Consider the following 223-nt stretch of genomic DNA (forward strand, 5'->3'; position numbering starts at 1 on the left):
GGCGTGCTGACTTTCAATTGACCGGCTTCGAAGGTGTAGGTGATCTGGCGCAGCGCAAAGCGGATTTGTCCGGGGGCAGGCACAGGAGAACTACCGCCGTAGGCCTGGGCGGCGCCCGTGCAGTCGGACAATACGGTCCAGTCAGCCTTGCCATTCTCGTTACCAACATCTGCCGTGACTAGCGTCAGCGACTTCGCCCCCGCCTCGATCTTCCAACTGACAG

The 223-nt window shown here is 61.0% G+C and carries 1 pseudogene; it reads right to left on the reverse strand.

What is annotated here, in order from left to right:
* Nucleotides 1-223: pseudogene (locus ACW9IR_RS30240) on the reverse strand (pilus assembly protein PilW); the annotation flags it as partial.

This window comes from Pseudomonas sp. SDT291_1_S447, from assembly GCF_054070155.1.